The sequence below is a fragment of the Streptomyces sp. NBC_01460 genome, from assembly GCF_036227405.1.
In the GTDB taxonomy this organism is placed as follows: Bacteria; Actinomycetota; Actinomycetes; order Streptomycetales; family Streptomycetaceae; genus Streptomyces.
Window position 1 is genome coordinate 2,971,953 of the sequence record NZ_CP109473.1, and the last position, 25,414, is coordinate 2,997,366.

At 72.0% G+C, this 25,414-nt stretch carries 19 protein-coding genes; 6 read left to right on the forward strand and 13 right to left on the reverse strand.

Features of this window, described 5'->3' with window-relative positions; all coding sequences use genetic code 11:
- Positions 1–105: 105 nt before the first annotated feature.
- Together OG488_RS13155 and OG488_RS13160 are read right to left on the reverse strand one after the other, a co-directional pair.
- The gene (locus tag OG488_RS13155) at positions 106–993 is read right to left on the reverse strand and encodes an ABC transporter permease (protein ID WP_329228967.1); all 888 of its coding nucleotides are present in this window, start codon (positions 991–993) and stop codon (positions 106–108) included.
- On the reverse strand, positions 990–3,821 hold the full coding sequence (locus tag OG488_RS13160) for an alpha/beta fold hydrolase (RefSeq protein WP_329228969.1): 2,832 nt from the start codon (positions 3,819–3,821) through the stop codon (positions 990–992). The genes OG488_RS13155 and OG488_RS13160 overlap by 4 nt, the downstream gene beginning before the upstream one ends.
- A gap of 132 nt (positions 3,822–3,953) precedes the next feature.
- Between OG488_RS13160 and OG488_RS13165 the strand changes: the two genes are divergently transcribed.
- Positions 3,954–4,397 carry a GNAT family N-acetyltransferase gene (locus OG488_RS13165; protein ID WP_329228971.1) on the forward strand — a complete coding sequence of 148 codons (444 nt, stop codon included), beginning with the start codon at positions 3,954–3,956 and terminating at the stop codon, positions 4,395–4,397.
- Between the two features lie 30 nt (positions 4,398–4,427).
- Here OG488_RS13165 and OG488_RS13170 read toward each other — a convergent pair whose 3' ends face one another.
- From OG488_RS13170 to iolC, 7 genes are all read right to left on the reverse strand, one after another.
- On the reverse strand, positions 4,428–5,189 hold the full coding sequence (locus tag OG488_RS13170; RefSeq protein WP_329228972.1) for an SDR family oxidoreductase: 762 nt from the start codon (positions 5,187–5,189) through the stop codon (positions 4,428–4,430).
- A complete protein-coding gene (locus tag OG488_RS13175; RefSeq protein WP_329228974.1) occupies positions 5,186–5,782 on the reverse strand; it encodes a DUF4291 domain-containing protein in 597 nt (198 codons plus the stop codon). Before OG488_RS13175 ends, OG488_RS13170 begins: the two co-directional genes overlap by 4 nt.
- Before the next feature lie 95 nt (positions 5,783–5,877).
- The gene (locus tag OG488_RS13180; protein WP_329228976.1) at positions 5,878–7,377 is read right to left on the reverse strand and encodes a CoA-acylating methylmalonate-semialdehyde dehydrogenase; all 1,500 of its coding nucleotides are present in this window, start codon (positions 7,375–7,377) and stop codon (positions 5,878–5,880) included.
- Between the two features lie 12 nt (positions 7,378–7,389).
- On the reverse strand, positions 7,390–9,303 hold the full coding sequence (gene iolD, locus OG488_RS13185; RefSeq protein ID WP_329228979.1) for a 3D-(3,5/4)-trihydroxycyclohexane-1,2-dione acylhydrolase (decyclizing): 1,914 nt from the start codon (positions 9,301–9,303) through the stop codon (positions 7,390–7,392).
- Entirely contained in the window at positions 9,300–10,181 is an 882-nt protein-coding gene (iolB, locus tag OG488_RS13190) for a 5-deoxy-glucuronate isomerase (protein ID WP_329228981.1), read from the reverse strand. Before iolB ends, iolD begins: the two co-directional genes overlap by 4 nt.
- 96 nt (positions 10,182–10,277) lie before the next feature.
- Positions 10,278–11,168 (reverse strand): Cgl0159 family (beta/alpha)8-fold protein, encoded by an 891-nt coding sequence (locus OG488_RS13195; protein ID WP_329228982.1) that lies wholly within the window; start codon positions 11,166–11,168, stop codon positions 10,278–10,280.
- Positions 11,165–12,190, reverse strand: a complete 1,026-nt coding sequence (gene iolC, locus OG488_RS13200) for a 5-dehydro-2-deoxygluconokinase (RefSeq protein WP_329228983.1) — start codon at positions 12,188–12,190, stop codon at positions 11,165–11,167. The genes OG488_RS13195 and iolC overlap by 4 nt, the downstream gene beginning before the upstream one ends.
- Positions 12,191–12,358: 168 nt before the next feature.
- Here iolC and OG488_RS13205 point away from each other — a divergent pair, with 168 nt between their 5' ends.
- Both OG488_RS13205 and OG488_RS13210 read left to right on the forward strand, forming a co-directional pair.
- Positions 12,359–13,285, forward strand: a complete 927-nt coding sequence (locus tag OG488_RS13205; protein WP_329228984.1) for a sugar phosphate isomerase/epimerase family protein — start codon at positions 12,359–12,361, stop codon at positions 13,283–13,285.
- Positions 13,286–13,513: 228 nt separating this feature from the next.
- Complete coding sequence (locus OG488_RS13210) at positions 13,514–13,705, forward strand: helix-turn-helix transcriptional regulator (protein WP_329228986.1); 192 nt, start codon at positions 13,514–13,516, stop codon at positions 13,703–13,705.
- A gap of 45 nt (positions 13,706–13,750) precedes the next feature.
- Here the strand turns inward: OG488_RS13210 and OG488_RS13215 are convergent, their stop codons facing one another.
- Both OG488_RS13215 and OG488_RS13220 read right to left on the reverse strand, forming a co-directional pair.
- Positions 13,751–14,803, reverse strand: a complete 1,053-nt coding sequence (locus OG488_RS13215) for a zinc-dependent alcohol dehydrogenase family protein (RefSeq protein ID WP_329228988.1) — start codon at positions 14,801–14,803, stop codon at positions 13,751–13,753.
- Between the two features lie 55 nt (positions 14,804–14,858).
- The gene (locus OG488_RS13220; protein WP_329228990.1) at positions 14,859–17,105 is read right to left on the reverse strand and encodes an MMPL family transporter; all 2,247 of its coding nucleotides are present in this window, start codon (positions 17,103–17,105) and stop codon (positions 14,859–14,861) included.
- A 157-nt stretch (positions 17,106–17,262) separates the two neighbouring features.
- Between OG488_RS13220 and OG488_RS13225 the strand changes: the two genes are divergently transcribed.
- The 3 genes from OG488_RS13225 (at position 17,263) to OG488_RS13235 (ending at position 21,081) form a co-directional block, all read left to right on the forward strand.
- Positions 17,263–18,003 carry a TetR/AcrR family transcriptional regulator gene (locus OG488_RS13225; RefSeq protein ID WP_329228992.1) on the forward strand — a complete coding sequence of 247 codons (741 nt, stop codon included), beginning with the start codon at positions 17,263–17,265 and terminating at the stop codon, positions 18,001–18,003.
- Between the two features lie 107 nt (positions 18,004–18,110).
- Complete coding sequence (locus OG488_RS13230) at positions 18,111–18,413, forward strand: heavy-metal-associated domain-containing protein (protein WP_329228994.1); 303 nt, start codon at positions 18,111–18,113, stop codon at positions 18,411–18,413.
- A gap of 199 nt (positions 18,414–18,612) precedes the next feature.
- A complete protein-coding gene (locus OG488_RS13235) occupies positions 18,613–21,081 on the forward strand; it encodes a heavy metal translocating P-type ATPase (RefSeq protein ID WP_329228995.1) in 2,469 nt (822 codons plus the stop codon).
- A gap of 600 nt (positions 21,082–21,681) precedes the next feature.
- Here the strand turns inward: OG488_RS13235 and OG488_RS13240 are convergent.
- On the reverse strand, positions 21,682–22,980 hold the full coding sequence (locus OG488_RS13240; protein ID WP_329228997.1) for a citrate synthase: 1,299 nt from the start codon (positions 22,978–22,980) through the stop codon (positions 21,682–21,684).
- Positions 22,981–23,177: 197 nt separating this feature from the next.
- Positions 23,178–25,409 carry an SF1B family DNA helicase RecD2 gene (gene recD2 / locus OG488_RS13245; protein WP_329228999.1) on the reverse strand — a complete coding sequence of 744 codons (2,232 nt, stop codon included), beginning with the start codon at positions 25,407–25,409 and terminating at the stop codon, positions 23,178–23,180.
- Between the last annotated feature and the right edge of the window lie 5 nt (positions 25,410–25,414).

Here is a 25,414-nt window from a genome sequence, read left to right on the forward strand (position 1 = left end):
CATCTGTGAATGTGACGTGTGAGGGGTCCGGGCGGAGTCGTCAGAAGCGTTGCGGAACCGTCTCGATGGTGCAACGACGGGCCGTGACGTGGCGGAACATCAGGGTCAGGACACGATGTCCTTACGACTGAACCCTCGGAAGGCGAGCGCGAACAGGATCAGGGCATAGGTCACCGACACGGCGGCGCCCTTGGCCATCCCTCCCCATTCGAGATCGGGCTGGAGCGCGTCGGCCCAGGCGAACTGCCAGTGCGCGGGCAGGAACTCGCGCCAGGAACCGAGCGCGGTGACCGCGTCCAGGACGTTGCCGACGATGGTCAGCCCGACCGCGCCGCCCACCGCGCCGAGCGGTGCGTCCGTCTTCGTCGACAGCCAGAACGCCAGCCCCGCGGTGACGAGCTGGGAGACGAAGACGAAGGCGACGACGAGCGCGAGGCGCGGCACGGTGTCCGAGGTGGCGAGCGCACCCCCGGTGGGCAGTTCGAGCGGCCCCCAGCCGTACGCGGCGGCTCCCGCGGCCAGTGCGACGAGCGGCAGCAGCACCATCGCGGCGAGGCTGAAGCCGAGCGCGACGACGAGCTTGCTCCACAGCAGCCTGGACCGGGGCACGGGCGCCGCGAGCAGGTAGCGCAGCGAGGACCAGCTCGCCTCGGATGCCACGGTGTCCCCGCAGAACAGGGCCACCGGCACCACCAGCAGGAAGCCGGCGGAGACGAAGAGGCAGGTCGCCGCGAAGTTCGCAGCGGACTCGGTCGCGACGTCCATGAGGTTGATCCGGGAGCCGCCTCCGCCGCCTCCCCCTTCACCGTCCGGGGTGCCGCCGATGGCGAAGGCGATGATCAGGATGAACGGCAGGGCGGCCAGCACCCCGCCCATGAGCAGGGTGCGCCGCCTGCGCAGCTGTCTCATCGCCTCCACGCGCAGCGGCAGGGTGCGGCGGGCGTGGTATCCGGGGGCTTCGGCGAGTGCCTGGATCTCTGGTGCGGAGCTCATGCGGATCCTTGGGAGATGAGGGTGAGGAACGCGTCCTCCAGGCGGCGGTGCGGCCCGACGCCCGTCACCGGCACGTCGAGACGCACCAGTTCGGCGACCAGCTGCGCCGCCGTGGCGCCGTCGAGGCGGACCAGCAGGCCGTGGCCTTCGTCCAGGGGGACGGCGGAGGCGATGCCCGGGAGTGCGGCCACCTTCCGCACGACCGGTTCGGCGACCTCGGTGGCCGTGGTGACGAGCAGCATGTCGCCGGACCCGGTGATCTCGGCGACCGGACCGGCCTGGACCAGCCGCCCGCGGTCCATGACCACGAGGTGGGTGCAGGACTGTTCGACCTCGGAGAGGAGGTGGCTGGAGACGATCACGGTCCGGCCCCCGGCCGCGTACCGGATCATCACGTCCCGCATCTCGCGGATCTGGGGCGGGTCCAGCCCGTTGGTCGGTTCGTCGAGGATGAGGAGGTCCGGCATGCCGAGCATGGCCTGGGCGATGGCGAGGCGCTGCCGCATGCCCTGGGAGTAGGTGCGCACGGCGCGGGCCAGGGCGTCGCCGAGGCCGGCGATCTCCAGCGCCTCGCCGATGTGGGCGTCCTCGGCGGGCCGCCCGGTGGCCTGCCAGTACAGCTCCAGGTTGGAGCGGCCCGACAGGTGCGGGAGGAAGCCCGCGCCCTCGACGAAGGACCCCACGCGGGACAGCACGGGCGCCCCGGGGCGGATCGCGTGTCCGAAGACGCGGATCTCCCCGGCGTCGGGGGTGATGAGCCCCATCAGCATGCGCAGGGTGGTGGTCTTGCCCGCGCCGTTCGGTCCGAGCAGGCCGAGGACCTGCCCCTTCTCGACCCGGAAGCCGAGGTCCCGGACGGCGTACCGGTCCGAGGACTTCGCGTACTTCTTGGACAGGTCCGTGATCTGGAGCGGCACGTCGGCCAGCGCCGGGTCGGGGGCGGGGGTCGCGGTGCGCCGGCGCGCGGTGAGCAGGAGCGCGGCGGCGATGACGAGCGCGGCGGCCGGGAGTCCCCAGGTCCACCAGGGGAGCGTGGCGGCCGCGGTCCTCACGCCGGGTGCGGTGGGCACGGTCAGCGGCCCGTCGAGGGAGACGGTGTACGTCGCGGGCTCGGCGGGTGAGGCGTAGGCGAGGTCGGTCGCGGAGAGGACGAGGCGGAGCCGGTGCCCGGCCTCGACCTCGTGGTCGACGGCGGGCAGGGCCAGCTCGACCGGCTTGCCCTGCTGACCGGGGGTGATCCGGTACGGGGAGACGAGCTGCGAGGGCAGCACCTGCTGCTTCCCGTCCGGCGACACGTCGTAGACCTTGCCGAACAGGACCGCGTCACCGTGGTCCGCCGTGACGTTCACCCTGACCGTGGGCGATCCGGTGACGTGGACCGTGCTGTCCAGCGGGGCCGATTCGAAGCGCGCGTACTGCCCGGGGAAGTCGAGGGAGAACCCGACGCCGAGCGAGGACAGCTGGGAGAGCCCGCCTCCGATGCCGGGGACGGCGGAGATGGAGGGCGGATTGGCCCCGGCGGGGTTGCGGAAGGTCTGGGTGACGCCGCCGGCAGCGGCGCTCCGGCCCCCGCCGCCCTGACCACCGGCCGAGGAGGCGTCCTGACCACCGGTCGAGGAGGCGCCCTCACCGCTGTCGGAGGGGGCGTCCTGGTCACCGTTCGAGGGGGCGTCCTGACCGCCGGGTGTGATGCCCTGCGGGCCCGCGCCGGGCTGCCCCGCTCCGGTCAGGGGGATCTTCCGGCCGCCGCTGGTCAGACCCGGGTACGTCGCGCTGCTCGCGCCGCGCTTGAGGGCCGCGCCGTCGGTGGAGTCGACGCCGCCGGTCCGGGTCACGCGGAATCCCGGCCCCGTGTCGGCGCCCTTGTCCTCCTTCAGGTACCGGTCGAACCAGTCGCCGACCCGGCCCTGGACACGGTCGCCCTCGTCGTCGCCGCCGTCGTGGCCTCCGGCGATCCAGTCGACGGACACCGGGGCGCCGTTCTTCTCGATGGCCCTGGCCATGGCGTCGGACTGGCCGAGCGGGAAGAGCGAGTCGCTCTGTCCCTGGAGGATCAGCGCGGGTACGTCGATGCGGTCGGCCACGGCCTCGGGGGAACGTTCCGTCAGGAGCTGGCGCGCTGCGGCGTCCGGCTTGCCGTTGACGGCGACCCGCTCGTACATGTCGCACAGCTGCTTCGAGAACCGCTCGCAGCCGCCACCGGAGCTGACGAAGATCCCGGCCCAGAGCTTCTTGAACACGCCGTTCGGGAAGAGCGCGTCCGCGAGGTTCCAGTAGCTGATGACCGGGGCGATGGCGTCGACCCGGTCGTCGTGCCCGGCTGCGAGCAGCGAGATGGCGCCACCGTAGGACGCGCCGGTGACTCCGACGCGCGGGTCGCCCTTCGCGTCGAGCTCCACCTCGGGACGCTGTGCCAGCCAGTCGATGAGTCCGGAGACGTCCTCGACCTCGGCGTCGGGGGCGTTGAGCGTGATCTCCCCGGTGGTCCTCCCGAATCCGCGGGCGGACCAGGTCATCACGGCGTACCCGTCGGCTGCCAGCTTCTCGGCCTGGGCGCGCACGTCGTTCTTGCTGCCGCCGAAGCCGTGCCCGATGAGGACGGCCGGGCGGCGCTCCGAGCCCCCGGTGGTGAAGTACGAGGTGTCGACCGACACCCCGTTCATCTTCATCATCCGGTCCTGCCGGTGCACGGACGGCTTACTGTCGTCGTCTGCGGCGGCGGTCCAGGTACCGGCGCCCACGAGGACGGCGAGGGCGGCGACGACCGCGGCCCACCGGCCTGGGGTGCGGGGCAGCCGGTGACGCCACCGGGAAGTCGGTTTCTCCATGCCTCGACCCTAGACGGAGCCGCCGACGGACCTGGGTGCCCCCGGGGGGAGGTGTACGGCATCCCTGGGAGGTACGGCCTCCTCCTCCCGTACTCCGCATGCGGTACACCGCCGTCACGAAAGGCCCTATATATGGACACCGGCACCAACACCGGATTCCGTATCCGTCCCGCCACCACCACGGCGGAGCTCCTCGCCGCCGCGCACCTCTACGACGCCCCGCCGCGCCCCGGGTGGGCGGACCGCTTCCTCGCGGCGGACGGTCATCTGATGCTGATCGCCTACGTGGACGGCGCCCCGGCGGGGTTCGTCTCGGGCATCGAGATGCTCCACCCGGACAAGGGCACCGAGATGTGCCTGTACGAGCTCTCCGTCGACGAGGCGCACCGCCGCCGGGGCATCGGGCGTGCCCTGACGGAGGCCCTGGCCGGCGAGGCCCGGGGGCGCGGCTGCTACGACATGTGGGTGGGCGTGGAGCGCGACAACGAGGCGGCGCTCGCCGCCTACCGCTCGGCGGGCGCGGCGGACGACGGGGTGTTCGCCATGCTGACCTGGGACTTCGCTACGGTCCGCTGACGGTCGTCCGGCGCGCCGGGCCGCTGCCCGCTATCCGAGCCCGCCGTTGCTCTGCAGCAGCTGGCCGTTGACCCAGCCGCCCTCAGCCGAGCAGAGGAAGGTGACCAGGTTCGCGCAGTCCTGCGGCATCCCGAGACGCCCCAGGGGGGTGTGGCGCGCCAGGTCCGCCTTCTGGTCCTCCGCCATCCATCCGGTGTCGGTGGGACCGGGGTTGACGGCGTTGCAGGTCACTCCGAGGTGGGCCAGTTCGTGGGAGGCGGCCAGCGTGATCCGGTCCATCGCCCCCTTGCTCGCCCCGTACGGCAGGTTCCCGGCGGTGTGGTCGCTGGTCAGGCTGACGATCCGCCCGGTTCCGTGCCGCCCGGTGAAGCGGAGCCCGTACTCGCGGATCAGCAGCCAGGTGGCGCGCGCGTTGACCGCGAAGTGCCGGTCGAAGCTCTCCACGGTGGTGTCCAGCAGGCCGGAGTCGACCGACTCGGCGTGGCAGAGCACCAGGGCGGTCACGCTTCCCCGCTCGCGCTCGACGCGCTCGAAGAGCTGGGCCGGCACGGCCGGGTCGCTCAGGTCCGCCTCGACGGCGAGTGTCGTCGCCCCGAGGGCCGCCGCAGCCTTGCCGAGCGCGTCCTCCGCACCCGGGTCCGCGCCCCACGCCATCCGCGCGTCGTACGGCGTCCAGTAGGTGAAGGCCACGTCCCAGCCGGTCCGTGCCAGGTCCAGCACCACGGAGGCTGCGATCCCCGCCGACCGCCCGGCTCCCGTGACCAGGGCCACCGGGCGGGTCCCGGCGTTCACCGGCCCGCCGGTACGGGCCGGGGCGCGCCGAGGCCGGTGAGCGGCGTCTCCGCCGGGAGCAGCCGGGCCGCCGCGTCCTGGTCGCCCGCCCTGACGAGACCGTGGATCTCGTGCGCGAGCGGCGTGACGTCGGTGACCGAGACCAGCCACTCGTCCGCGTACCGCCGTGCCGCCTCTCCGCTCAGTCCGAGCTGGAGGGAGCGGTAGGGCAGCGGGTTCAGATGGAGGTCGCGCTCCGGGTCCCACTGGACACGGGTGGGGCTGCGGCGCAGGCCGCGCTGCCAGGTGGCCCGGTCGGGGTGCACGCCCCTCACGTAGTGCGAGAGTTCGGCGTTCTCCAGGGCCCACGCGAAACCCTCGCGGGTGATCTCGACGGCGAGCACCGTCTCCTGGCCCTCCTTGGCGCCCCAGCCGCAGCGGTACATCATCCACAGGAAGCTCGGCTTGATCCACGTCATGCGGTCGCGCTTCCAGGCCGGTGGGAAGCGGCCGTCCCGGGCGGCGGGCAGCCCGATGTCCGGCCGGTACGCCTGGTAGACGGTGACCGTGCCGGCCGTGTGGCGGGCCCGGATCTCGTGTCGCGGTGCGGTCATGGCACCCAGGATGGCGGGGCACCCGCCCACCGGCCACGGGTTTTCCGGCAGGGGCGCCCCCGCCTGCGCGGCGGGGGCGGCGGACCGGATGTGGGTCAGTGGTTGCGGGGGAAGCCGAGGTCGACGCCCGCGGGGGCGTCGGCCGGGTCGGGCCAGCGGGTGGTGACGACCTTGCCGCGGGTGTAGAAGTGCACGCCGTCGTTGCCGTAGATGTGGTGGTCGCCGAAGAGCGAGTCCTTCCAGCCACCGAAGGAGTGGTAGCCCACCGGCACGGGGATCGGGACGTTGACGCCGACCATGCCGGCCTCGATCTCCAGCTGGAAGCGGCGGGCCGCGCCGCCGTCCCGCGTGAAGATCGCGGTGCCGTTGCCGAACGGCGAGGCGTTCATGAGGGCGACGCCCTCCTCGTACGTGGCGACGCGCAGGACGCACAGGACGGGGCCGAAGATCTCGTCACGGTAGGCGTCGGAGTCCGTGGACACGTTGTCCAGCAGGGACAGGCCGATCCAGTGGCCGTCCTCGAAGCCCTCGACCGTGTGGCCGGTGCCGTCGAGGACGACGTCGGCGCCCTGCGCGGCCGCCCCGGTGACGTAGGAGGCGACCTTGTCACGGTGGGCGGCGGTGATGAGCGGGCCCATCTCGGAGGCGGGATCCGCGCCGGGACCGATCTTGATCTTCTCGGCGCGCTCGCGGATCTTCGCCACCAGCTCGTCGGCGACGGAACTCACCGCGACCACCGCCGAGATGGCCATGCAGCGCTCACCGGCGGAGCCGTACGCGGCGGAGACGGCGGCGTCGGCCGCGGCGTCCAGGTCGGCGTCCGGGAGGACCAGCATGTGGTTCTTCGCGCCGCCGAGGGCCTGGACCCGCTTGCCGTTCGCCGTGGCGGTGGCGTGGATGTGGCGGGCGATGGGGGTGGACCCGACGAAGGAGACGGCGGCGACGTCGGGGTGGGCGAGGAGCCCGTCCACGGCGACCTTGTCCCCGTGCAGGACGTTCAGCACCCCGTCGGGGAGCCCCGCCTCGGCGGCCAGTTCGGCCAGCAGGTTGGCTGCCGACGGGTCCTTCTCGCTGGGCTTCAGGACGAAGGTGTTGCCGCAGGCGATGGCCAGCGGGAACATCCACATCGGCACCATGGCCGGGAAGTTGAACGGCGTGATGCCGGCGACGACACCGAGCGACTGGCGGATCGAGGAGACGTCGACCCGGCTGGACACCTCGGTCGACAGCTCACCCTTGAGCTGGGTGGTGATGCCGCAGGCCAGCTCGACGATCTCCAGACCGCGGGCGACCTCGCCCAGCGCGTCGGAGTGCACCTTGCCGTGCTCGGCGGTGATCAGCGCGGCGATCTCGTCGCGGTGGGAGTCCAGGAGGGCGCGGTAGCGGAAGAGGACGGCGGTGCGGGCGGAGAGCGAGGAGGTGCCCCAGGTCTCGTACGCGGTCCTCGCGGCGGAGACCGCGGTGTCGACGTCCTCGGCGGAGGCGAGCGCGACCTGCGTGGTGACGGCGCCGGTCGCCGGGTCGGTGACCGGTCCGTAGGCGCCCGACGTGCCCTCGACGGTCTTGCCACCGATCCAGTGGTGGACGGTCTTCATGACAGTGCTCCTTCACAGGTGGCGGCGTCGGGCTGCGATCTGCCGGTCGTACTCTTTCCTGGCCTCGACCGCCGACGGGCGGGTCGCGGTTTCGGCTACGGGAACATCCCACCACGCCTGTGCGGGAGGGGGCCCCGACACTGTGTCTGCCGTTTCGGTCTCGACGTAGACACAAGTGGGACGGTCCGCGGCCCGCGCCTCGGCGAGGGCCCCGCGCAGCTCCCCCACCGTGCCCGCCCGCAGCACCCGCATGCCGAGCGAGGCCGCGTTGGCCGCGAGGTCGACGGGCAGCGGGGGGCCGTCGAACGCCCCCTCCGCCGTGCGGTGCCGGTAGGCGGTGCCGAGGCGTTCGGCGCCGACGGACTCGGAGAGGCCGCCGATGGAGGCGTATCCGTGGTTCTGCAGGATGACGAGCTTGACGGGCAGGCGTTCCTGGACCGCGGTGACGATCTCGGTCGGGTTCATCAGATAGGTGCCGTCGCCGACGAGGGCCCAGACGGGCCTGCCCGGTGCGGCGAGCTGCACGCCGAGTGCCGCGGGGATCTCGTATCCCATGCAGGAGTAGCCGTATTCGACGTGGTACTGGCGCGGGGAGCGGGCCCGCCACAGCTTGTGGAGGTCCCCTGGGAGGGAGCCGGCGGCGTTGATCAGGATGTCGTCCTCGGTGACCAGTTCGTCGAGCAGGCCGAGGACCTGGGCCTGGGTGGGGCGGGCGTCCGGGTCGGCGGTGGCGTAGGCGGCGTCGACGCGCCGCTCCCAGCGGGCCTTGGCGTCGGTGTACTCGCTCTCGTACGCGGGGTCGACGTGGTGGCCGCGGGCGCCGAGCGCCTCGCCGAGCGCCTGGAGGGCGGTGCGGGCGTCCGCGACGAGGGGGAGCGCGGCGAGCTTGTGGGCGTCGAAGCCGGTGATGTTGAGGTTGAGGAAGCGGACGGCCGGGCCGGCGAAGAGGGTGCCCGACGCGGTCGTGAAGTCGGTGTAGCGGGTGCCGACGCCGATCACCAGGTCGGCCTCGCGGGCGAGCGCGTCGGCCGGGGCCGTGCCGGTGTGACCGATGCCGCCGACGTCGGCGGGGTGGTCGTGGCGCAGGGAGCCCTTGCCCGCCTGGGTGGAGGCGACGGGGATGCGGGTGGCGGCGGCGAAGGCGGCGAGCGTCTCCTCGGCCGCGCTGTGGTGGACGCCGCCGCCCGCGACGATCAGGGGGCGGCGCGCGGCGCGGACCGCGCGGACGGCCTGCTCCAGTTCGTACGGGTCGGGGGCGGGCCTGCGCACGTTCCAGACGCGCGTCGCGAAGAACTCCGCCGGCCAGTCGTACGCCTCGGCCTGCACGTCCTGCGGCAGCGCGAGGGTGACGGCTCCGGTCTCCGCCGGGTCGGCGAGGGTGCGCATGGCCTGGAGGGCGGCCGGGATCAGCGCTTCGGGGCGGGTGATCCGGTCGAAGTAGCGGGAGACGGGGCGCAGGCAGTCGTTGACCGACACGTCTCCCGCGTGGGGCACTTCGAGCTGCTGGAGCACGGGGTCCGCGGGGCGGGTCGCGAAGGTGTCGCCGGGGAGGAGGAGCACGGGCAGGTGGTTGACGGTGGCGAGAGCGGCGCCGGTGACGAGGTTCGTGGCGCCGGGGCCGATGGAGGTGGTGACGGCGTGGGCGGAGAGCCGGCCCGACTGGCGGGCGTATCCGACGGCGGCGTGCACCATGGCCTGTTCGCTGCGGCCCTGGAGGTACGGCATCGCGGGCCCGGACTCGACGAGCGCCTGTCCGATGCCGGCGACGTTCCCGTGGCCGAAGATGCCCCAGGTGGCGTCGATCAGGCGGTGGCGCCGGCCGTCGCGTTCGGTGTACTGCCGGGCGAGGAAGGCGATCAGGGCCTGGGCGGTGGTGAGCCTGCGGGTGGGCGCGGTCGCGTCGGACGTGCGGCGTGGTGTGGTCACCGGGCGGCCTCCGCATCGTGCAGCGGCAGTCGTGGGTCGACGGCCTGCCCGGGCCAGGTGTCGCGGATCCACCGGTGGTCCGGATGGTCGCGGATGAGCCACTCGCGCGCACCGGGGCCCGCCATCACGTTCAGGTAGTACAGGGTGCGGCCGGGCGGGGCGACGGACGGGCCGTGCCAGCCGTCGGGGATGAGGACCGCGTCACCCGTGGCGACTTCGGCGAGGACGTCCGTACCGCCGGGGCGGGACGGCGAGACCCGGTGGTAGCCGAGGCCGTCGCCCTCGACCTCGAAGTAGTAGATCTCCTCCAGGACGGACTCGGTACCGGGGTGGTGCTCGTCGTGCTTGTGCGGCGGGTAGGAGGACCAGTTGCCCCCGGGGGTGAGGACTTCGACGGCGATGAGCCGGTCGCACTCGAACGCGTCGGCGGCGGCGAAGTTGTGCACCTGGCGCGAGCAGGTGCCCGCACCGCGGAGCTCGACCGGTACCTCCGGCGCGGGGCCGTAGCGAGCGGGGAGTCGTCGCTCGCACTTCGCTCCTGCCAGGGCGAAGCGGCCTCCTGCGCCGGAGGCGATCTGGGCGCGGGCGTCGCGCGGGACATAGGCGAAGTCCGTCGCTGCGCCGAACACGTTCTTCCTGCCCCGCAGTTCAAAGATCTCACCTGCTGTGCGCACCGTACAGCCGCCGGACAACGGCAGGACGATCCATTCGCTCTCCCCGGTGACGAGGGTGTGAACACCACCTGGCTCCAGTTCCAGGACGCGCAGACTCGACCGCTCCCACCCTGCCCGTTCCGGGTCGATGTCGAGGGCGTAGGGGCCACGTGACGCGTGTCCGGCCCGGAGGTGGTGCCTCTGCTGCTCGTCGGTGGTCGTCATGGCTCCATCCCTACCCGTCGTCCCGTTCCTTCCACGGACACCGTGCGTCGGTGTGCGGGCGGACGCCCCGCGTCCGCGGGTCCCGCGCCGGCGGGTTCACAGAAGCCCCACCGCCGTGTCGACCGCGCCCGCCACGTCACCGTCGGCGGGGTAGAGCAGCGAGCGGCCGACCACCAGCCCCTGCACGGTGGGCAGCCGCAGCGCGCCGCGCCACCTCTCGTACGCCGTGTCCGGGTCCCCCGCGACCTCCCCGCCGAGCAGGACGGCGGGGAGGGTGGAGGCGCGCATCACCCGGTCCATGTCGCCGGGGTCGTCGGTGACGGGGACCTTGAGCCAGGTGTACGCGGAGGTGCCGCCCAGACCCGAGGCGATGGCGATGGAGGTGGTCACGGCCGCGGCGCCCAGGTCGGTGCGGAGCCCGTCCCGGGTGCGGTGGCAGAGGAACGGCTCGATGAAGACCGGCAGCCGGAGCGCGGCCATCTCGTCCACCGCGCGCGCGGCGGTGTGCAGGGTGTCCAGGGAGCCCGGGTCGTCGTGGTCGATCCTCAGCAGCAGCTTGCCGGCGTCGTACCCGTGGCGGGCGAGGTCGGCGGGGCGGTGGCCGGTGAAGCGGTCGTCGAGCTCGAAGGCGGCTCCCGCGAGCCCGCCGCGGTTCATCGAACCGAGGACGACCTTGTCCTCCAGCGCACCGAGGAGCAGCAGGTCCTCCAGGACGTCGGCGCCCGCGAGCACCCCGTCGACGCCGGGGCGGGCGAGGGCGAGGCAGAGGCGTTCCAGCAGGTCGAAGCGGTCGGCCATGGCCAGGTCGTCGTCGCCGACGGCGAGGGCGCCACGGGCCGGATGGTCCGCCGCGATGATCATCAGGCGTCCCGTGGGCCCGACGAGAGGGCGTCTGCGGCGGGCCGCGGCGGCCTCGGCGACGGCTTCGGGGTGACGGGCGCGGAGCCGGACGAGATCGGCGACGCCGGCCGCGGCGGGCGGGGTCACGGGGTGGCCCCCGCAGCCTCGCCGACCGCCCCGTCGGCGAGGGCCTGTTCGACCTCGTGCGGGAAGGGCATGGCGGACGAACAGGCGAGGCGGGAAGCGACGATGGCCCCGGCCGCGTTGGCGTAGCGCATGACGTGCTCGGTGTCCCAGCCGGCGAGGAGCCCGTGGCAGAGGGCACCGCCGAACGCGTCCCCGGCGCCCAGCCCGTTGACGACGTCGACGGGCAGGGGCGGGATCTCGGCGACGGTGCCGTCCCTGCGGGCGGCGAGGACGCCGTCCGGTCCCTGTTTGACGACGGCCAGTTCGGGTCCGGCGGCGAGCAGGGCGCGGGCGGCCGCGTGCGGTTCGCGCTCCCCCGTGGCGATCTCGCACTCGTCGAGGTTGCCGACGGCGACCGTGGCGTGGGCGAGCGCCTCGCGGTAGTGGGCGCGGGCGGCTTCGTCGTCCCCGCCCTTTCCGTCACCCCAGAACATGGGGCGCCAGTCGAGGTCGAAGACGGTGGCGCGCGGGGCTCCGGGTGCGTCCGGCGCCGTGGCGGCTGCCGCGCTGCGGGCCCTCAGTGCGGTGAGGGTCGCGGTGCGGCTGGGTTCGGCGCACAGCCCGGTGCCGGTCATCCAGAACACCCGGGCGGACCGCACCGCTTCCAGGTCGAGCTCCTCCGGGTGGATCTCCAGGTCGGGGGCCTTGGGCTGCCGGTAGAAGTAGAGCGGGAAGTGGTCGGGCGGGAAGATCTCGCAGAAGGTGACCGGGGTCGGGTACTCCACGACGGCGCCCACCCAGCGGTCGTCCACCCCGAACTCCTCCAGCGCCTGGTGGAGGTAGTCGCCGAAGCCGTCCCGGCCGGTCCGGGTGATCACAGCCGTACGCCGTCCCAGCCGGGCGGCGGCCACGGCCACGTTGGACGGCGAGCCGCCGAGGAACTTCGCGAAGGTCTCGACCCGGGCCAGCGGTACACCGGTCTGGAGCGGGTAGATGTCCACCCCGATGCGCCCCATGGTGATCACGTCGTACGGCTCAGGCATACGCATCCCTTCGACCCGGTGCTCCGGCCCGGAACAGCGTCCCGGGAGTCGGCCACGGCCGGACGGCCGCTCCCAGGTCTAGCCCTCGCCCGGAACCCTGTCAACACTTTGTCCGGACATTCGGACGAACTCTTGACACTCCCTCCGGAGGGCTGGAGGGTGGGCGATATGACCTCCTCCGTACCCTCTCCGGCCCGCATCCGCATCGGTTCGGCACCCGATTCGTGGGGCGTCTGGTTCCCCGACGATCCGCAGCAGGTGCCCTGGGAGCGATTCCTCGACGAGGTCTCCGAGGCGGGGTACGAGTGGATCGAGCTCGGCCCGTACGGCTATCTGCCGACCGACCCCGCCCGTCTCGCGGACGAGACCGCCCGACGGAATCTCGCCGTCTCCGCGGGCACCGTCTTCACCGGATTGCACCACGGCTCCTCGGTCTGGGACCGGACCTGGGAGCATGTCGCGGGCATCGCGGCACTCACCCGGGCGATGGGCGCCGGGCATCTGGTGGTCATCCCGTCGTTCTGGCGGGACGACAGGACGGGTGAGGTGCTGGAGGACCGCACCCTCACCGCCGCGCAGTGGCGCGACCTCACCACACAGACGGAACGCCTGGCCCGCGAGGTGCGGGACCGGTACGGGCTGCGGATCGTGGTGCACCCGCACGCCGACACGCACATCGACAGCGAGGAGAACGTCAACCGCTTCCTCGACGCGACCGACCCGGACCTGGTCTCCCTCTGCCTCGACACCGGCCACTACGCGTACTGCGGCGGGGACAGCGTGAAGCTCATCAGGACGTACGGGGAACGGATCGGCTATCTCCACCTCAAGCAGGTCGACCCCGCGGTGCTCGCCGATGTCGTGGCGAACGAGGTGCCGTTCGGCCCGGCCGTCGCACGCGGCGTGATGTGCGAGCCGCCGGGCGGAGTGCCCGCACTGGAGCCCGTGCTGGACGCGGCGCGCGCCCTGGGCACCGACCTGTTCGCCATCGTCGAGCAGGACATGTATCCGTGTCCGCCCGACAAGCCGCTGCCCATCGCCCGCCGCACCCGCGAGTTCCTCCGCATCTGCGGGCCCGCGCGTCCGTCCTCCTGAGTCCCGCCGGCCCCTCCTGCCACAGCAGTCACCTCTCTGTCACGTATGTCCGGGTTCCGCTGAGCCTGTGTCACGGACTCGCGACGCCCCCTGCCCGGCCCGGGACCCTCTCGTTCACCGGAACAGAGGCGCGGACGCACGGGCGCACTTCACGGACGTGCGTCACGGGCGCACTCCGCGGACGTGCGTCACGGGCGCACATCAGGGACGTACAGAGAGGTGTCATGCATGACGGACAGAAGGCTCTGGTCGTACAAGGACATCGCGGCGCACATACACGTCCAGCCGGACACGATCCGCTCGTACCGCAAACACGGCCTGCTGCCGCCTCCCGACGATGTACGGAACGGGAAGCCCTACTGGTACGTGGACACCGTCCTCGCGTGGATCGCGTCCAGGCCCAGCAACCGCGGCCGTTGAGACGGGCCGTGTCCGGAGCTCAGGAAACTCAGGCTCTCAGGGAGCTCAGGCCTCCTTCGCCGGTTCGATGACGGTGACGCCCGCTCCGGGCGCGGTGCCCATCGCGGCGAGGGCCGCCGGGGCGGCGTCCAGGGGGATGGTGGAGGTCACCAGCAGATCGGGGCGCAGGGTGCCGGCCCGGACCATGTCCATCATCGGCGGGTAGGCGTGGGCGGCCATGCCGTGGCTGCCGAGGATCTCCAGCTCCAGCCCGATCACCCGCGCCATCGGCACGACCGGATCGCCGGCGGCCGACGGCAGCAGCCCTACCTGGACATGCCGGCCCTGCCGGCGCAGGCTCCGCACCGAGGCGGCACAGGTGACCGGGGAGCCGAGGGCGTCGAGCGAGAGATGCGCACCGCCGCCGGTCAGTTCGCGTACGGCCTCGTCCGCTCCGGCGGGGTGGGCGGCGGCGTCCACGCACGCCGACGCCCCGAAGGCCCGTGCCAGCTCGAGGGCCTGCCCGGACACGTCGACCGCGACGACCCGCGCCCCGCACGCCACCGCGATCATCACGACCGACAGCCCGACCCCGCCGCAGCCGTGCACGGCGACCCACTCGCCCGGCGCCACCCGCCCCTGTCCCACGACGGCGCGGAACGCCGTGGCGAACCGGCAGCCCAGTCCGGCCGCCGTGGCGGACGAAAGCCCCTCGGGCACCGCGACCAGATTGACGTCGGCCGCCTCCAGCGCCACGTACTCGGCGAAGGATCCCCAGTGGGTGAAACCCGGCTGGGTCTGCCGCTCACAGATCTGCTGGGCGCCGGCCGCACAGGCGGCGCACCGGCCGCAGGCGCAGACGAAGGGCACGGTGACCCGGTCACCGGCGCGCCAGTTGTGCACGCCGGTGCCCACCGCCTCGACCACACCGGCCAGTTCGTGTCCGGGGACGTGCGGGAGGACGATGTCCGGGTCGTGGCCCATCCAGCCGTGCCAGTCGCTCCGGCACAGGCCCGTGGCCTCGACCCGGACCACGACTCCCCCGGCGGGTGGCGCGGGATCCGGGAGGTCCCGGACCCGGGCCTCCTGCCCGAACTCCTCGAACACCACTGCCCGCATACGCCCCGCCTCCCCATGGCCGGCTCGCGCTGTCCGGCTCCTCGATCCGGTGAATCTACGCCCCGGCCGTGATCGTGTCCCGCTCGCGGCCGTCCGCTCCGGACGTCTCCCCGGCGCCCCGCGCCTCGCCCCGGGCCGGCTCCCCCTCGCTGAGCCCGAACCGCTCATGGAAGGCGCGCAGCGGCGCCGGGGCCCACCAGGTGATCCGGCCCATCAGCTTCATCACGGCCGGCACCAGCAGGCTGCGCACCACCATGGCGTCCATCAGCACGGCCAGCGCGATCCCGAGCCCGAGCATCTTCGTGTTGGTCACCCGCGAGGTCCCTATGGCCACCATCACCACGGCCAGGATGACGGCCGCCGCGGTGATCAGTCCGCCGGTGCGGCGCAGCCCGAAGGTCACCGAGTGCTCGTGATCGCCGGTGCGGTCGTACTCCTCCTTGATCCGGGAGAGCAGGAACACGCCGTAGTCCATGGAGAGGCCGAAGGCCACACAGAACATGAGCACGGGCAGGGTCGTCTCTATGTCCCCCGTGCTGGTGAAGGAGAGGATCCCCGAGAGGTTGCCGTCCTGGAAGACCCAGACCACCGCTCCGAACATCGCGGTCAGACTGAGGGCGTTGAGGACGACCGCCTGGAGAGGTATCAGGACGCTGCCGGTCAGCAGGAAGACCAGCAGCAGCGTCACCACGACGATGATTCCCACGGCCCAGGGCAGCCGGTCGGCTATGGCGTCCTTGGAGTCGACCAGGACGGCCGCCGTGCCGGTCACCGAGGTGTCGAACGGCGCGGGCTCGGCCCGCAGCAGCCGGACCAGGTCCTGTGCCCCCTGCCCGACGGACTCCCCCTCGGGAAGGACCTCGTAGTACGCGGCTCCGTCTCCCATGACGGGGCCGTCGACCCGCGCCACTCCGGGAAGTGCCTCGATCCGCTCCCGGAACTCCGCGTACCGGCGGGGGCTCGCCGTCCCCTCGGCGAGCACGTCGAGTCCGCCGCCGGGGCTGCCGGGGAATCCGTCACGCAGGTGCTCCTGGACGACGCGGGACTCCGCCGTGGCCGGCAGCTGCCGGTCGTCTGCCGTTCCGAACTTCACCCCGAGGAACGGGACCCCCAGAAGCACGAGCCCGACGGTGGTCACGACGGCGAAGACCGGTGCCCTGCGCATCACGAGCTCAGAGAAGCGGGCCCACCCCCTGCCGGAGCCCTCGGCCGCACCCGCCCCCGGGGCGGCCTGCCCGCCGCGTCGCATCAGGCGCCGCAGGTCCAGGGAGTTCACCCGCGGACCGAGCAGCATGAGGGCGGCCGGCAGCAGGATCAGGGCAGCGGCGGCGGCGAGCAGCACCACGGCGATGCCCGCGTAGGCGAAGGAGCGCAGGAAGTACTGAGGGAAGACCATCATCGCGGCCAGCGACACGGCCACCGTCAGCGCGGAGAAGAGGACGGTACGGCCCGCCGTGCGCATGGTCGTGCCGATCGCGGCCCGGGTCTCCGCTCCGGCGGCCAGCTCCTCGCGGAACCGTCGCACGAGGAAGAGGGCGTAGTCGATGGCGAGTCCGAGGCCCAGCGCCGTGGTGAGGTTCTGGGCGAACACCGAGACGTCGGTGAACTCGGTGATGCCGCGCAGCACCGCGTTGGTGCCGAGTATCGCGACGATCCCGACGGCCAGCGGCAGCAGGGCGGCGATCGCGCTGCCGAAGACCATGACCAGCAGCACCAGCGTCACCGGCAGGGCGATGAGCTCGGCCCGCAGGAGGTCCTCCTGGATGATGCTCTGCATCTCGTGCCGCACGGCGACGGGGCCGCCGACGGACACCTCCACCGGGCCGTGCGTGCCCCTGTAGACGGGGGCTATCCGGTCGAGGACCTCCCCGGCACCCTTCTCGTCCCCTTCGATCCGGGCGGCGACGATCGCCTCGTGTCCGTCACCGGAGCGCAGGGCGGGGGACTTCGTCCGCCAGTACGAGCCGACGCCGGTGATGCCCGGCTCGGCCGACAGCCGCTCGGCGAGCCGGGCACCCTCGGCGGCCACCGCGGGGTCGTCGACCGAGACGTCGCCGCCGTCGACGAGCAGCAGGAGATTGGGCTGCGAGTCGGGGAACTCCCGCTCGAGCACCTGGGTGGTGTACGTCGACTCGGCGTCGGGCGCCTCCCAGCCGCCGCTGCCCATCCGGTCGGCCACTCCGCTGCCCGCGAACACGGCGAGCGCCGTGACGACCAGGGCGGCCAGCAGGGCGAGCCGTGGCCGGGCGGTCACGAAACGGGTCCATCCCCCGACGCGCTCCGAGCTGTCGATGTCGGACATGTGTGGTGCCCCCTCCACCGGGACCCGGGCGGCACAGGGCAGCATGGGTCGGCCATTGCCACGTACACTGGCAAACACGAGTCCCCGCTCGTGTTTCATCAGAATGCGAGCGGCCACTCGTGTTTGTCAACCGCGTCTTGAAAGCTGGGGATCGACCATGCCGGAGGGCAGAGCCGAAGAAGCCGCCGCAGCCGCACGGCGCGGCACGCGCGGCAGGAGCGCGGAGCAGGGCACGGACGTGGGCGACGGCGCGACAGGCCGGCCGCGCCGTCGCCAGGCGCGCGGCGAGGCGCGCATCGCCCAGCTGCTAGAAGCCGCCGCCGACGTCTTCTGCACCAGCGGGTACAACGGCGCGAGCACCAACGCCATCGCCCGCGAGGCGGGCGTCTCGCCGGGCACGCTCTACCAGTTCTTCCCCAACAAGGAAGCCATCGCCATAGAGCTCGGCGAGCGGCTCATGCACCGCTGGCAGGAGACGTACGGCGCCGCGTTCGTCGTGAGCCACATCGAACTGCCCCTCGACCGGCTGCTGGACACGGTTCTCGACCCGCTGATCGCCTTCAACTGCGAGAACCCGGCCTTCGCGGTCCTCACCCACGGCTCCGAGATCCCCGGCGTGATCACCCGGGAGCACGACGCCCTGCACGCGAGCATGCTCACCCGGACCGAGCAGCTGCTCCGCGCCCTCCTGCCGGACCTCCCGGCGGACCGGGCGACGCGCACCGCCGCGATGTCCTTCGTCCTCTTCAAGGCCGGCCTCGATCTGGTCATGGCGCACGAAGGGGACGAACGGGAGGCGTACGTCAGGGAGTTGAAGGACGTGATGTACCGCTACCTGGAGCCCCTGGTCTGCGACACGCCCGAGGGCTCACCGACCGGGAGCCTTAATACCCCCTAGGGGTATAGTCGGGAGTACGGGTAGGCGCACCGGGCGCACCGGGCTCCCCGGCGCCCCCTCGCGCCGCTCCCGCGACGTACCTATGTGCCTGCGAAGAGGAGAACGCCATGACCGCCGAAACCGACACGCCCCGGACCGCCGGCTCCTGCTGCTCGTCCACCGGCTCCTGCCACGACGGGGCCGCCGACATCCAGGGGGGCGTCACCGCGGTGTACGAGGTGAAGGGCATGACCTGCGGCCACTGCGAAGGGGCCGTGTCCGAGGAGATCTCCGGGTTGGAGGGCGTCACCTCGGTGAAGGCGGAGGCCGCCAGCGGCCGGGTGACCGTCGCCTCCGCGACGCCGCTGACCGACGACGCCGTACGCGCCGCCGTCGACGAGGCGGGCTACGAGCTCGTCGGCCGCGCCTGAGACCGGCTGCACACCCCCGGCGACGCCCGCCGGTCACGCCCACCGACGGGCACCCACGGCCGGCCGAAGCCCCGTCGGCCCCACGGCCGGCTCATGGGCCCGCGTCGCCGCGCACCCTCCCGTCGGGCCGGTTCCGCCACCAGGAGAGGCAGATACTGGTGGGGAACGGCCCGACTGCTCGACCCAGGAGTCCCCACACATGGCCAGCACCACGGCAGCCGAGGCCCCCGCTGCGGAGGTCTCCGACGCCGAGCTCACGATCGGCGGGATGACCTGCGCCTCCTGCGCGGCCCGCGTCGAGAAGAAGCTCAACCGGATGGACGGCGTCACCGCCACCGTCAACTACGCGACCGAGAAGGCCCGCGTCTCCTACGGTGCCGGAACCACGCTCGACGACCTCGTCGCCACCGTCGAGAAGACCGGCTACACCGCCCTGCCCGTCGTCCGCCCCGCACCCGCGCCACCCGTCCGGACACCCGAGGCCGACGGCCCGTCGGCACCGGCCCTCGCCACCGCGCACCGGGACGGCACGGACGACCGTCTCCACGCGGCGGACGGCGGCACGGCCGACGACCCCCGCGACGCGGCGGACCGTACGACCGACGAGGCCCTCGCCGCTCTCCGGCAGCGCCTCCTGGTCTCGGCGGTCCTCGCCGTGCCGGTGATCCTGATGGCTATGGTCCCCGCCCTCCAGTTCGACAACTGGCAGTGGCTCTCCCTCACCCTCGCCGCACCCGTCGTGGTCTGGGGCGGACTGCCCTTCCACCGGGCCGCCTGGGCGAACCTGCGCCACGGCGCCGCGACCATGGACACCCTGGTGTCGATCGGCACGCTCGCGGCCTTCTGCTGGTCGGTGTGGGCCCTGTTCCTCGGCGACGCGGGCATGGCCGGGATGCGGCACGGCTTCGATGTCACCGGCTCCCGGTCGGCCCCCGCCTCCACCATCTACCTGGAGGTGGCGGCCGGAGTCGTCGCCTTCATCCTTCTCGGCCGCTACCTGGAGGCCCGGTCCAAGCGGAAGGCCGGCTCCGCCCTGCGCGCGCTGCTCCACCTCGGCGCCAAGGACGTCACGGTCCTCCGCCCTGAACCGGCACCGGGCGACGGGCCTTCGGGCGGCGGGCCCTCGGGCGGCGGCTCCGTGGAGGTACGCCCCCCAGCGAACCCGGGCGCCGTGGAGGTCGTGGAGGTCCGTATCCCCGTCGGCCGGCTCCTCGTCGGCGACCGCTTCGTCGTGCGGCCCGGCGAGAAGATCGCCACCGACGGCACCGTCGTCGAGGGCCGATCGGCCGTCGACACCTCCCTGCTCACCGGGGAGTCCGTTCCGGTGGACACCTCCCCGGGCGACTCCGTCACCGGCGCCACCCTCAACGTGTCGGGCCGGCTGGTGGTCGAGGCCACCCGCGTGGGCGCCGACACCCAGCTGGCCCGGATCGCCACCCTCGTGGAGGAGGCCCAGAGCGGCAAGGCCGCCGCGCAGCGCCTCGCGGACCGGATCTCCGGGGTCTTCGTCCCCGTGGTGCTGCTGATCGCCCTGGGGACGCTGGTGGCCCAGCTGCTCGCGACCGACGACATCACGGCCTCGTTCACCGCCGCCGTGTCCGTACTGATCATCGCCTGCCCCTGCGCCCTCGGTCTCGCCACTCCCACCGCCCTCATGGCGGGCACGGGGCGCGGCGCCCAGCTCGGCATCCTCATCAAGGGACCCGAAGTCCTGGAGACGGCCCGCCGGATCGACACGGTCGTCCTGGACAAGACCGGCACGGTCACCACGGGCCGCATGACACTCGGGCGCGTCCACACCGCGCCCGGCACGACCGAGGCCGACGTCCTCCGCCTCGCGGGCGCCCTCGAACACGCCTCCGCGCACCCCGTCGCCCGCGCGGTCGCCGCCGGTGCCGCCGCCCGCACGGACGCGGCACTGCCCGCGCCGGTGGACTTCACCGACGTCCCCGGCCTCGGGGTGCGCGGCACCGTCGAGGGACACCACGTGGTCGCCGGCAGGCAGCGGCTCCTCACCGACGCGGGGATCACCCTCCCGCCCTCCCTGGCCGACGCGCTGGCCGAGGCCGCCGCCTCGGGCCGGACCACGGTCGCCGTGGCCTGGGACGGCGCGGCAAGGGGCGTGCTGGAGGTCGCCGACACGGTGAAGGGGAGCAGCGCGGAGGCCGTCGCCGAGCTCCGCGCGCTGGGCCTCCACCCGATCCTGCTGACCGGGGACAACCGGGCGGCGGCGGACGCCGTGGCTCACGCGGTGGGGATCGACGAGGTCCACGCGGAGGTCCTGCCGGAGGCCAAGGCCGAGGTCGTCCGGCGCCTCCGGGCCGAGGGCCGGGCCGTCGCCATGGTCGGTGACGGCGTCAACGACGCGGCGGCGCTGGCGGTGGCCGATCTGGGCCTGGCGATGGGCACCGGGGCCGACGCGGCGATCGAAGCGAGCGACCTCACACTGATTCGTGGAGATCTTAAGGTTGCCGCTGACGCCATGCGCCTGTCGAGGCGTACTCTGTCCACCATCAGAAGCAACCTCTTCTGGGCCTTCGGCTACAACGTGGCCGCACTGCCTTTGGCTGCGTTCGGGCTGCTCAGCCCCATGATCGCGGGTGCGGCGATGGCGTTCTCGTCGGTCTTCGTCGTGACGAACAGCCTGAGGTTGCGCTCCTTCACATAATTTCTACAAAGAGACTTAGATCACACCGATTTGAGGGTAACCATCTGATGGGTTGGTGAGTCTAAGAGTGCGATGCCAAGGATGTCTTGGGGGACGTCCGATGGAGTGTCTTGGGGGACGCTCCATGGCAAGTGTTGGCCGGGGCACGTGCACCGGGGAGCTTTGAGCGGCCCTCCCGTGCGTACGTACCCCGGCGGCCCGCACAGCAGGACCGAACTGAATACGCACCACCGGAAAAACAACGGGAGTTCAGGCTCCCTTCAGACGCCCGGCCGGATCCCGTGGGGGGAATCCGCTCCGGGATATGGGAAACGCCCTGTCCGTCGACCCGTGGGGGGATCGGCGGCGGGGCGTTTCTCGCATGTACGGGCGGACGACCGCCACCGCCGGACCCGGAGGGGTACGGGCGGGCACCAGGGGGCCGAGGCGCCCCGGCTGGCACCAGGGACACCGAACCCACACCCGGACCCCCGACACCCGCCCCTCAGGCGCCCGGAACGCCGAATCGCCCCGGACACCGCGCTCTGTCAGTACGAGCGCGGTACGCGGGGCGAAGGATGCCGGCCGGAGCGGCCGGGTACAGCAGCGGTGCTACGGGCGTCAGCGGCCCTCGACCGGGACGAAGTCGCGCAGGACCTCGCCGGTGTAGATCTGGCGCGGGCGGCCGATGCGGGATCCCGGCTCCTTGATCATCTCGTGCCACTGGGCGATCCAGCCGGGAAGGCGGCCGAGCGCGAACAGCACGGTGAACATCTCGGTCGGGAAGCCCATGGCGCGGTAGATCAGGCCCGTGTAGAAGTCCACGTTGGGGTAGAGGTTGCGCGAGACGAAGTACTCGTCGGAGAGCGCGTGCTCCTCCAGCTTGAGCGCGATGTCGAGCAGCTCGTCGGACTTGCCGAGCGACGACAGCACGTCGTGGGCGGCGGCCTTGATGATCTTGGCGCGCGGGTCGAAGGACTTGTACACCCGGTGGCCGAAGCCCATCAGGCGGACGCCGTCCTCCTTGTTCTTGACCTTCTGGATGAAGGAGTCGACGTCGCCGCCGTTGGCCTGGATGCCCTCGAGCATCTCCAGCACCGACTGGTTGGCGCCACCGTGCAGCGGGCCCCACAGAGCCGAGATGCCGGCGGAGATCGAGGCGAACATGTTCGCCTGCGAGGAGCCGACCAGACGCACGGTGGAGGTCGAACAGTTCTGCTCGTGGTCCGCGTGCAGGATGAGCAGCTTCTCGAGCGCGGAGACGACGACCGGGTCCGGCACGTACTCCTGGGCCGGGACCGAGAACGTCATGCGCAGGAAGTTCTCGACGTAGCCGAGGTCGTTGCGCGGGTAGACGAACGGGTGACCGATCGACTTCTTGTACGCGTACGCCGCGATCGTCGGGAGCTTGGCCAGCAGCCGGATCGTCGAGAGGTGACGCTGCTCCTCGTCGAACGGGTTGTGGCTGTCCTGGTAGAACGTCGACAGGGCGCTGACGACCGAGGACAGCATGGCCATCGGGTGGGCGTCGCGCGGGAAGCCGTCGAAGAAGCGCTTGACGTCCTCGTGCAGCAGCGTGTGCTGGGTGATCTCGTTCTTGAAGGCCGACAGCTCGTCGACCTTGGGAAGGTCACCGTTGATCAGCGTGTAGGCGACCTCGAGGAACGTCGAGCTCTCCGCGAGCTGCTCGATCGGGTAGCCGCGGTACCGCAGGATGCCCTGCTCGCCGTCGAGGTAGGTGATGGCGGATTTATACGCGGCTGTGTTGCCGTATCCGCTGTCCAGCGTGACCAGGCCCGTATTGGCCCGGAGCTTCCCGATATCGAAGCCCTGGTCGCCGACGGTGCTGTCGATCACCGGGTAGGTGTACTCGTCATCGCCGTACCGCAGTACTACAGCGTTGTTGGTGTGCTCGCTCACGTCATCCCTCACCGACGTAGTGCCTCTTCTTCGAGGTGCCCTGACTGTCTCCACCCTCCCCCATTTGGCTCAGGAGAGTGCACTCGGGGTCGTCCATTGGACCTACTGGCGGCACTGAGTGCCGTCAACTTTCTCATCCTGCCCCCTGGACCCCGGTTCCGGAAGGGCTCAGTGATGTTTCCCACCGTTTTGATCGATCATTTTTCCGGGACCTCTCCGGCCGTACCGCCACGGAGCCGGAAATCCAGTCCCGTACAGCGCCTGCCTGCGGAAACCGTGCGGACCGCCTGCCCGATCGCCTTGCGTGAGCCGACCAGCACGACGAGCTTCTTGGCCCTGGTCACGGCGGTGTAGAGCAGGTTTCGCTGCAGCATCATCCAGGCACTGGTGGTGACGGGGATGACGACGGCCGGGTACTCGCTGCCCTGGGATCGGTGGATGGTCATCGCGTAGGCATGAGCCAGTTCGTCCAGTTCGTCGAAGTCGTAGACGATCTCCTCGTCCTCGTCGGTCAGGACCGTCAGCTTCTGCTCGTCCGGGTCGAGAGCGGTGACGACACCGACCGTACCGTTGAATACCCCGTTCTCCCCCTTGTCATAGTTGTTCCTGATCTGCGTCACCTTGTCACCCACCCGGAAGACACGGCCGCCGAACCGCTTCTCGGGCAGGCCGGGGCGGCCCGGGGTGATGGCCTGCTGGAGCAGTCCGTTGAGATGGCCGGCGCCCGCCGGGCCGCGGTGCATCGGGGCGAGGACCTGCACGTCACGGCGGGGGTTCAGGCCGAACTTGGCGGGGATGCGCCGGGCCGCGACGTCCACGGCGAGCACCCCGGCGTCCTCCGTCTCGTCCTCCACGAAGAGGAAGAAGTCGTCCAGCCCCTGGGTCAGCGGTGGCACCCCGGAGTTGATCCGGTGGGCGTTGGTGACGACGCCGGACTTCTGCGCCTGCCGGAAGACGGTGGTCAGACGCACCGCGGGAACCGGGCCGCCCTCGGCGAGCAGATCCCGCAGCACCTCCCCCGCGCCGACCGAGGGCAGCTGGTCCACATCGCCGACGAGGAGGAGATGGGCACCGGGTGCCACCGCCTTGATCAGCTTGTTGGCGAGCAGCAGATCGAGCATCGAGGCCTCGTCGACGACGACCAGATCGGCGTCCAGCGGCCGGTCGCGGTCGTACGCGGCGTCCCCGCCGGGCTTCAGCTCCAGCAGCCGGTGCACCGTGGACGCCTCGGCGCCGGTCAGCTCCGAGAGCCGCTTCGCCGCCCGCCCGGTGGGGGCGGCCAGCACGACCTTCGCGTTCCGGGCGCGGGCCAGCTCGATCACGGAGCGCACGGTGAACGACTTCCCGCAGCCGGGGCCCCCGGTGAGGACGGCGACCTTCCTGCTGAGCGCGAGCCGGACGGCCGCCTCCTGCTCGGGGGCGAGCGTCGCCCCCGTACGCCGCGCGAGCCACGCCAGCGCCTTGTCCCAGTCGACGTCCTGGAAGGCCGGCATCCGGTCCTCCGGTGTACGCAGCAGGCGCTGCACCTGCAAGGCCAGGGAGATCTCGGCACGGTGGAAGGGGACCAGGTACACGGCGGTGACCGGCTGCCCGTCCTCGGGCCCCGGCACCTCCTCCCGTACGACGCCCTCCGGGTCCTCGGCGAGCTCGGCCAGGCAGTCGATGACGAGCCCGGTGTCGACCTGGAGCAGCTTCACCCCGTCGGCGATCAGGCGTTCCTCGGGGAGGAAGCAGTGCCCCTGGTCCGTGGACTGCGACAGGGCGTACTGGAGCCCGGCCTTGACCCGCTCGGGGCTGTCGTGCGGGATGCCGACGGCCTGGGCGATGCGGTCGGCGGTAAGGAAACCGATGCCCCAGACGTCGGCGGCCAGCCGGTAGGGCTGGTTCTTCACCACGGAGATCGACGCGTCCTCGTACTTCTTGTAGATGCGGACGGCGATGGAGGTGGAGACACCGACGGTCTGGAGGAAGACCATGACCTCCTTGATCGCCTTCTGCTCCTCCCAGGCCGCGGCGATCATCTTCGTCCGCTTCGGGCCGAGCCCGGGAACCTCGACGAGACGCTTCGGGTGCTGCTCGATGATGTCGAGGGTGTCGACACCGAAGTGGGTGGTGATCCGGTCGGCCATGACCGGCCCGATGCCCTTGATCAGGCCGGAGCCGAGGTAGCGCCGGATGCCCTGGATGGTGGCCGGGAGGATCGTCGTGTAGTTCTCGACGGTGAACTGGCGGCCGAACTGCGGATGGGACCCCCAACGCCCCTCCATGCGCAGCGACTCGCCGGGCTGGGCACCGAGCAGCGAGCCGACGACGGTGAGCAGATCACCCGCCCCACGCCCGGTGTCGACGCGGGCGACCGTGTACCCGTTCTCCTCGTTGGCGTAGGTGATCCGCTCCAGGACACCTTCGAGGACGGCGGTGTTGGACATGGTGC